Origin of the sequence: Methylobacterium sp. WL103 (genome assembly GCF_008039885.1) — a bacterium.
GTDB classification, from domain to species: domain Bacteria; phylum Pseudomonadota; class Alphaproteobacteria; order Rhizobiales; family Beijerinckiaceae; genus Methylobacterium; species Methylobacterium cerastii.
Genome location: NZ_VRUX01000154.1, coordinates 1 through 8,317, shown reverse-complemented (window position 1 = coordinate 8,317; position 8,317 = coordinate 1). Strand labels below are relative to the sequence as shown.

The 8,317-nt window shown below is 69.3% G+C and carries 9 protein-coding genes; 3 read left to right on the top strand and 6 right to left on the bottom strand.

Annotated elements, in window-relative coordinates:
* Both FV222_RS11685 and FV222_RS11680 read left to right on the top strand, forming a co-directional pair.
* The coding region (locus FV222_RS11685; protein ID WP_147814355.1) for a DUF423 domain-containing protein at nucleotides 1–310 on the top strand (310 nt) is incomplete at its 5' end.
* 66 nt (nucleotides 311–376) lie between these two features.
* Complete coding sequence (locus FV222_RS11680; protein ID WP_147814353.1) at nucleotides 377–934, top strand: sugar O-acetyltransferase; 558 nt, start codon at nucleotides 377–379, stop codon at nucleotides 932–934.
* Between the two features lie 4 nt (nucleotides 935–938).
* On the opposite strand, the gene FV222_RS11675 is transcribed toward FV222_RS11680, so the two are convergent.
* Together FV222_RS11675 and clpB are read right to left on the bottom strand one after the other, a co-directional pair.
* Entirely contained in the window at nucleotides 939–1,607 is a 669-nt protein-coding gene (locus FV222_RS11675; RefSeq protein ID WP_147814351.1) for a metallophosphoesterase family protein, read from the bottom strand.
* 85 nt (nucleotides 1,608–1,692) lie between these two features.
* Nucleotides 1,693–4,323 carry an ATP-dependent chaperone ClpB gene (gene clpB / locus FV222_RS11670; protein ID WP_147814349.1) on the bottom strand — a complete coding sequence of 877 codons (2,631 nt, stop codon included), beginning with the start codon at nucleotides 4,321–4,323 and terminating at the stop codon, nucleotides 1,693–1,695.
* 203 nt (nucleotides 4,324–4,526) lie between these two features.
* On the opposite strand from clpB, the gene FV222_RS11665 reads away from it, so the two are divergent.
* Nucleotides 4,527–5,297, top strand: a complete 771-nt coding sequence (locus tag FV222_RS11665) for an MOSC N-terminal beta barrel domain-containing protein (protein WP_147814347.1) — start codon at nucleotides 4,527–4,529, stop codon at nucleotides 5,295–5,297.
* Between the two features lie 7 nt (nucleotides 5,298–5,304).
* Here FV222_RS11665 and FV222_RS11660 read toward each other — a convergent pair whose 3' ends face one another.
* The 4 genes from FV222_RS11660 to FV222_RS11645 all read right to left on the bottom strand — a co-directional run.
* On the bottom strand, nucleotides 5,305–5,550 hold the full coding sequence (locus FV222_RS11660) for a hypothetical protein (RefSeq protein WP_147814345.1): 246 nt from the start codon (nucleotides 5,548–5,550) through the stop codon (nucleotides 5,305–5,307).
* Nucleotides 5,551–5,753: 203 nt separating this feature from the next.
* Complete coding sequence (locus FV222_RS11655; RefSeq protein ID WP_147763200.1) at nucleotides 5,754–5,963, bottom strand: hypothetical protein; 210 nt, start codon at nucleotides 5,961–5,963, stop codon at nucleotides 5,754–5,756.
* Nucleotides 5,964–6,230: 267 nt separating this feature from the next.
* Nucleotides 6,231–7,598 carry an aminotransferase class I/II-fold pyridoxal phosphate-dependent enzyme gene (locus tag FV222_RS11650; protein ID WP_147814343.1) on the bottom strand — a complete coding sequence of 456 codons (1,368 nt, stop codon included), beginning with the start codon at nucleotides 7,596–7,598 and terminating at the stop codon, nucleotides 6,231–6,233.
* The coding region (locus tag FV222_RS11645) for an acyl carrier protein (RefSeq protein WP_147814341.1) at nucleotides 7,595–8,317 on the bottom strand (723 nt) is incomplete at its 5' end. The genes FV222_RS11650 and FV222_RS11645, both read right to left, overlap by 4 nt.

Genomic DNA, 8,317 nt, shown 5'->3' with positions numbered 1-8,317 from the left:
TCAGGCTGTCGGCGCCGCCCACATTCCCGGCGCCGACAGCCTGAAGACCGCAGCGCAGTTCCTGCTATTCCACGCCCCCGCCATCCTGGCCCTTGCCGGCCTCGCCGCCGTCGGCGCGACCCATGCCGTGGCCACGCGGATCGCCGCCTTCGCGCTCGTGCTCGGCCTCGCGCTGTTCTCCGGCGACCTGGCGATTCGCGCGCTGGCGCAGCGGCCGCTGTTTCCGATGGCCGCGCCGTCGGGCGGCATCCTGCTGATGCTGGGCTGGGCGTCGGCGGCCGTCGCGGCGTTCCTGCCCGTCAGGCGTTAAAACGGTCGCGTGGCCGGCGGACCCGTGCCGGATCGATCGAAACACCCATTCGGACTGCGAGGCACGATGCCGAAATCCGAGAAGCAGAAGATGATCGCGGGCGAGTTGTACCGCGCGGGCGATCCCGAGCTTCAGGCAGATGCGGCGGTCAACAAGGCATGGCTCGTGCGCTACAACGCAGCGCTGGCCGCATCGCCTGCGGAGCGGCGCGTACTGCTGATGGAGCATTTCGGCGGCGTCGGGGCAGGGGTCGTCGTCCGGCCGCCGTTCCATTGCGACTACGGCTACAACATCACGCTCGGCGCCGACGTGTTCCTGAATTTCGGCTGCATCGTCCTCGACGTGGTCGCGGTGACGATCGGGGACGGCACACAGGTCGGTCCCGGCGTTCAGATCCTGACTGCCGACCACCCGCGCGATGCCGAGACTCGCCGATCGGGCCTCGAATTCGGGCGCCCGATCGCGATCGGCGCCAACGTCTGGATCGGCGGCGCCGCCCTGATCCTGCCCGGCGTCACCGTCGGCGACGACGCGGTCATCGGCGCCGGCGCGGTGGTGACGCGGGACGTGCCTGCCGGCGCGACGGTGGTCGGCAACCCGGCGCGGGTCGTGGCGACGCGGTAGGCTTTTAGCCCGCCCGCACCTGCAGGAACTCCACGGCCGGCCCCTGTACGTCCGAAAAGACGCCCGCCGTCAGCGCGGCGCCGTAGACGGCGGCAGTGTCGAGATTGGTGCGGAAGCGGCGGCGATCGGGCGTGCCGGAGTGTTGCGGCGTGTGGCCGTGGACGACATGCCGGCCGAAATCGCAATCTTCGGAGAGGAAGGGCTCTCTGATCCAGAGGCGGTCTTGCGCGTCCGAGGTCTCCGGGTCGGTCCCGGGCCGGAAGCCGGCGTGGACGTACCAGCGTTCGGCGTCCGCGTGCATCGTCGGCAGCGCCTCGATCCAGTCGAGCACGTCGCCGGGGATCGCCGCCGCCTCGTCGACTTCGAACGAGGCCAGGGTCTCGGCGCCGCCGTTTCGGAGCCAGAGGTGGTCGGCGCCGGGCGTCGTCAGGGCCGAGAGCAGCATCGCCTCGTGGTTGCCCATCAGGCAGGCGACCCGCTCGGGATCGCTCCAATGCAGGCGGCTGATCGTCCGCAAAACACCGGCGCTGTCCGGCCCGCGGTCGATGTAGTCGCCGAGGAAGACGAGGCGATGCGGGCGTCCCGCCGCATGGGTCTCGATGCGGGCGAGGAGCGCGTCGAGCAGGTCGGCGCAGCCGTGGATGTCGCCGATGGCGTAGGTCAAGTCGCTCATGTCGGCCCAGTGTCGCCGCGCGGCGGCGCAAAGAAAAGCCCCGGCCGCTCGATCCGAGCGGCCGGGGCGGGGTGCGATCCGAACCTCAGTTCAGGGTCACGTTCTCGGGCCGCCGGCGCGGCTCGGGGGAGGTGCCGGCGATGACGAGCCCGGACGGGCCGACCCCGACCGGCACGCTCTCGCCGTCGTGGATCTTGCCCGACAGCAACAGCTCCGCCAGCGGGTCCTGCACCGTCTTCTGGATCACGCGCTTCAGCGGTCGCGCCCCGTAGGCCGGGTCGTAGCCGCGGTCAGCGAGCCAGGCGCGCGCCTCGGCGTCCACGTCGAGGGCGATCTTGCGCTCGTCGAGCAGCTTCTGCAGCCGGACGAGCTGGATGTCGACGATCGCCCCCATTTCCGCCCGCTTGAGGCGGTGGAACAGAATGATCTCGTCGATCCGGTTCAGGAACTCCGGCCGGAAGTGGTTGCGCACCACGCCCATCACGTCGTCCCGAACCGCGTCGGTGTCCTCACCGTCCCGCTGCGCCACCAGGTACTCGGCCCCGAGGTTCGAGGTCATGATCAGCAGCGTATTCCGGAAGTCGACCGTGCGGCCCTGTCCGTCCGTCAGGCGCCCGTCGTCGAGCACTTGCAGCAGGACGTTGAACACGTCCGGATGCGCCTTCTCGATCTCGTCGAACAGGACGACCTGATACGGACGGCGCCGCACCGCCTCGGTGAGCGCGCCGCCCTCCTCGTAGCCGACATAGCCAGGGGGCGCGCCGATCAGCCGGGCCACAGAGTGCTTCTCCATGTATTCGGACATGTCGATGCGCACCAAGGCGGTGTCGTCGTCGAACAGGAAGTTGGCGAGCGCCTTTGTCAGCTCGGTCTTGCCGACGCCGGTCGGCCCGAGGAACATGAAAGAGCCGATCGGCCGGTTCGGGTCCTGCAGGCCGGCGCGCGCGCGGCGGACCGCGGTCGAGACCGCCTCCACCGCCTCGCGCTGCCCGACGACCCGCTTGCCGATCGCGTCCTCCATCGCGAGCAGCTTGTCCCGCTCGCCCTCCAGCATCTTGTCCACCGGCACGCCGGTCCAGCGGGAGACGACGCCCGCGATGTGAGCCGGCGTCACCGCCTCCTCGACCATGCCGTCGCGCGCGACCGCGCCTTCGGGCGCCGCCTCGATCTCGGCGAGCCGCTTCTCCAGCCCGGGGATCACGCCGTAGGCGAGCTCGCCCGCGCGCTGGTACTGGCCCTGACGCTGGGCGGAGGCCAGGTCGCTGCGCGCCTCGTCGAGCTTCTTCTTCAGTTCGGCGGCGGCGCCGAGCTTGTCCTTCTCCGCCTTCCACCGCGAGGTAATGGTGGCCGACTGCTCCTCAAGGTCGGCCAACTCCCGCTCGAGCCGGGCGAGCCGGTCGCGCGAAGCCGAATCGGTCTCCTTCTTCAGGGCCTCGCCCTCGATCTTCAGGCGCACGATCTCGCGGTCGAGGTTGTCCAGCTCCTCGGGCTTCGAGTCGACCTGCATGCGCAGGCGCGAGCCGGCCTCGTCCATCAGGTCGATCGCCTTGTCGGGCAGGAAGCGGTCGGTGATATAGCGGTTCGACAGCGTGGCGGCGGCGACCAGGGCCGAATCCTGGATGCGGACGCCGTGGTGCTGCTCGTACTTCTCCTTGATCCCGCGCAGGATCGACACCGTGTCCTCGACGGTGGGCTCCGAGACGAAGACCGGCTGGAAGCGGCGGGCCAGCGCCGCGTCCTTCTCGACGTGCTTGCGGTACTCGTCGAGTGTGGTCGCGCCGACGCAGTGCAGCTCGCCGCGGGCGAGCGCGGGCTTGAGCAGGTTCGAGGCGTCCATGGCGCCGTCGGCCTTTCCGGCGCCGACGAGAGTGTGCATCTCGTCGATGAACAGGATGATGCCGCCGGCCGCCGCCGTCACCTCAGACAGCACCGCCTTCAACCGCTCCTCGAACTCACCGCGGAATTTCGCGCCCGCGATCAGTGCGCCGAGGTCGAGGGCGAGCAGGCTCTTGTCCTTCAGGCTCTCGGGCACGTCACCGTCGACGATGCGCAACGCCAACCCCTCGACGATCGCCGTCTTGCCGACGCCGGGCTCGCCGATCAGCACCGGGTTGTTCTTGGTCCGGCGGGACAGCACCTGGATCGTACGGCGGATCTCCTCGTCGCGGCCGATCACCGGGTCGAGCTTGCCCTCGCGCGCCGCCTCCGTGAGGTCGCGGGCGTACTTCTTCAGGGCGTCGTAGGCGTTCTCGGCCGAGGCGTTGTCCGCGGTGCGGCCCTTGCGCAGGGCGTTGATCGCGCCGTTGAGCGAGGCCGGCGTCACGCCGGCAGAAACGAGCGCCTTGCCGGCCTCGGTGTCCTTCTCGACGGCGATCGCGAGCAGAAGCCGCTCGACGGTGACGTAGGAATCGCCCGCCTTCTCGGCGGCCTTCTCGGCGGTGTCGAACAGGCGCACGAGGTCGCGGGTCGCCTGCGGCTGGCTGGCGTTGCCGGACACCTTCGGCTGCTTGGCGAGCCACGCCTCGACCTGCGCCAGCGCGACGCGCGACTGGCCGCCGGCGCGGTCGATCAGGCCCGCGCACAGGCCCTCGGGGTCGTCGAGCAGCACCTTCAGCAGGTGGCCCGGCTGCAATTGGGGATGGCCCTCGCGCATCGAGAGGTTCTGCGCCGCCTGGACGAAGCCGCGGGCGCGCTCGGTGTATTTTTCAAAATTCATGCGTGTCTTCATCCTACCGCTTCGGCCTCCGCCGCCCTGGAAGGCACGGTGTCGGCCCGAGACGTCGCCTCCCCGGCGGAAACCGCCGCAGAAAGCCCCGGCGCCGAAGGCCGCCGGTCACAGGGATGTGGTGTTGTAATTGCGCACCACAAGAGGGTGACGCCCCCTTGCATCCCGGCGAAGATCCAGGTCACGGTGCGGGCATGACGACGACGCTGTCCGCCCTCTACCGCTACCCCGTGAAGGGGTTCAGCCCCGAGCCGCTGGAGCGAACGGTGCTGGAGACGTCGGGTTACTTTCCCGGCGACAGGCTCTACGCCATTGAGAACGGCGATTCCGGCTTCGACCCGGTCGCGCCGCGGCACCAGCCCAAGACGAAGTACCTGATGCTGATGCGCGACGAGGCGCTGGCCCGCCTGCGCACGCGCTACGACGACGCCACGGCGACGCTCACCGTCGAGGCGGACGGCGAGACGGTCGTCGCTAAGCTCGACACCGAGGCGGGCCGGGCGACGCTGGAAGGCCTCATGCGGCGTCGGTTGCCCGACGCCCTGCGCGGGGAGCCGCGGGTGCTCGCGGCGCCGGAGCACACCGGATACCGCTTCACCGATTCGAAGATCGGATACGTCTCGCTGATCAACCTCGCGAGCGTCCGCGCGGTCGAGGAATACGTCGGCGCTCCGGTCGACCCGCTGCGCTTCCGTGGCAACCTCCACGTCGAAGGGCTCGCGCCCTGGGCCGAGCTGGAGATGGTCGGCCGCGTGCTGGAGGCGCCGAGCGGCCTACGCCTGAAGTTGACGAAGCGCACCGTGCGTTGCGCAGCGACCAACGTCGACCCGGTCAGCGGCGCGCGCGACCTCGACATCCCCTGGGCGATCGATGCGCATCTCGGCCACCGCGATTGCGGCGTCTACGCCGAGGTGATCGCCGGCGGCATGCTCGCCGTCGGCGACACCCTGACGGCGATCGGCTGAGGCGCGATCAAAACGACCGGCGCGCGACGACCAGGGGTTCGCCTTCGGTGCGGCGGTGCTCGCAGGAGATCTTGAGGTAGCGGTCGTCGCCGCCGGGCAGCCCGGCCGCGGCGGCCATGGTCTGCGCGTGCATCACGCATTCCATCGGGGTGCGTGCCGGCGAGACGATGACGTCGAGCGCGGTCTCGCGGGAGCAATCCTGCGCCAGGAGCGTGCCGGCGCAGACGAGGGCAACGGACAACAGATCGGACATGACGGACCTCGAGTTCGAGTGATCGGCAGGTCCGCGGGGTGCTCGGGCGTTCGAGCCACCGCGTGTTTCTTGTCCGGGCGTTCCTCGTGACGACGTTTCTCTTGATGAGCTTCGGCTTGCCGACGTTGGGCTTGGTCGCGACGGTGTCTTTGCAGGGGCCGTGCCAGATCGACAGCATCGATCGTGGCTGTGACCTTGCCGCATCAGTCTCGGGCGGAGAGCCAGACAGGCTCGGGCTCGGATACCGGCATCAAGGCGGCGACCGCGTCGAGGTCGACGATGTAGTTCTCGGTCAGCAGGCGCCACATGTCGGCGGGAGACGTGGCGCTGCGCTTCAGGCCATCCACCGCCTGGGCGAGCAGCCCGGTGTGGACGAGGGTGGGGCGGGTGAGGAGCGGATCGGAGTGCAGCATGGTCGGCGGTCCCTGGAAGACACCACCAAGGTCGCAGGACGTGGTTAAAGGACCGTTAAGCACAAAATCCTGAGATAGATCAGGCTAGGGACCAACCGCGGGTCTTAAATCGGCTGGAAGCAGTGTTCTGCGCTCAACCTACGGGTGTCTTGCAAACCAAAGGTCTGGATTGGCAAAATGCAGATCGCGTCTCTGGAATTCCCTGCTGAAACGCAGAACGCCCGGGCTCGAGACCCGGGCGTTCCGAATATCTTATCTCGTGGATCGTCAGCTGCGCTTGGCCAGAAGCTGCTCGATCAGCGAGCCGCCCTTCTCGATGGCCGCGAGTTCTTCGGCAACCGCGGCCACCGTCTCGCGGATCTGCTCGGGGGTGTGCTCCGAGGTCATGAAGAAGCGCAGGCGCGAAGCGCGCTCGGGCACCGCCGGATGGATGATCGGCTGCACGTTGATGCCGCGCTTGTACAAGCGGTCGGACAGGGTCACCGACTTCAGCGAATCGCCGACGATCACCGGGATCACCGCGAGGCCCATGCTGGTGCCGGTATCGAGCCCGCGCTTCTTGGCGCAGGCGAGGAACAGCGCGCCGTTCTGGCGCAGGCGCTCCACCCGGTCCGGCTCCTCGTGCATCACTTCGAGGGCGGCTTCCGCGGCGGCCGCGAGCGGCGGCGACATGCCGACGCTGTAGACGAAGCCGCCGGCGGTGCACTTCAGGTATTCAATGAGGGTGGAGGCGCCGCAGATGTAGCCGCCGCAGGCAGAGAGCGTCTTCGAGAAGGTGCCCATCCAGATGTCGACCCGCTTGGGGTCGATGCCGGCATGCTCGAACAGCCCGGCGCCGCTGCGCCCGAGCACGCCGAGCCCGTGGGCGTCGTCGACCATCAGCCAGGCGTTGTAGCGCTCCTTGAGGGCGATGAAGCCGGCGAGGTCCGGCGCGTCGCCGTCCATGCTGTAGAGGCCCTCGATCACGATCAGGGCGCGGCGGTGCTCGTGCCGCGTCGCCTGCAGCAGGCTCTCCAGCGCGTCGAGGTCGTTGTGGGCGAAGGAGCGGCGCTGGGCGCCCGACAGCTGCGCGCCGGTGACGATGCTGTTGTGAATCAGGGCGTCATGGAAGATCACGTCGCCGGCTTCGAGCAAGGCCCCGATGGTCGTGACGTTGGTCGCGTGCCCGCTCACCATCACGACGCAGGCTTCGGTCTGGTAATGCGCAGCGAGCGCCTTCTCCAGGCTGATATGGCCCGGCCGCTCACCAGCGACGACGCGGCTCGCCGACGACGAGGTGCCGAACTGGGTGATCGCCTCGCGCGCCGCATCCGAGATGCGAGGGTGTCCGTTCAGCCCGAGATAGTCGTAGGAGGAAAAGTTGACGAAGGACCGGCCGGCGATGCGCGTGGTCGCGCCGGCCTTGGTCTCGTGGACGTGGAAGAACGGGTTGTCGAGGCCGATCAGCTCGGCGGCCGAGCGCTGCAGGCGCAGCTCGCGATAGCCCGGAAGGCTCGCGAAATCCTGCACCGACGGGTCGCCGCCCTTCTCGGGCGCGCGCAGGGCCGTCGGCCGGGGCGCGTTGCGCCCAAGCCGGTTCGTCACGAAGCCCGCGAGCGCGGCGCGCCCACCGTCCGGCCGGGGCGATTGGGTCATGACAGGATCTCTTTGCTCTCGAGGCTCTTCTTCTCGACGAGGTCCTGGAACGGCTGGAGTACCGCCACGTCGACCTCGCTGCCGACGTGCCTGGAGGCGAGGCTCAAGGCGACGCCGGCAGCCTCGTCCATCGGCGCGGAAACCGCCTGAATTAAGGACTCCGACAACTCGTTCACGGTCATCCCCGACGAGAGGCCCGCGGGCGGCGAATCGAGGCCGAAGCGCTCCTGCAGGCTCGCACCGAGCTCGACGCCCATCAGCGAGTCGAGGCCGATCTCCGAGAGCTGCCGCACGCGGCTGATGTCGTCCTTGGGCAGGCGCAGGATCCGGGCGATGTCCTCGACGATCGCGTCGGACACCGTCTTGCGCACCGCGTCGACGTCGCCGCCCTTGAGCAGCGTGCCGATGCTGATCGCGGCCACCGCGCCGGCTTCCATCTGCTGGTCGGACCCGAGGTCGTCGTAGCTCGGCGAGCGCATGGTCGCGAGGCGCTCGCGCGTCTTGCCCCAGTGCATCGAGGCGATGGCCAACACCGCGTCGTCGGGCGTCGAGCCCTGGGCGCCGAGCGCGTCGGCCATCAGGTCGAGGCAACGGCGGGCCTCCATCGGCGTGACGCCGACGCGGCCGGCGAGGCCTTCCATCACCGCCTTGTTGCGGGCGAGCATGCCGACATCGCCGATGGCACCCCAGGCGACGGCCAGCGCCGGCAACCCGCGGCG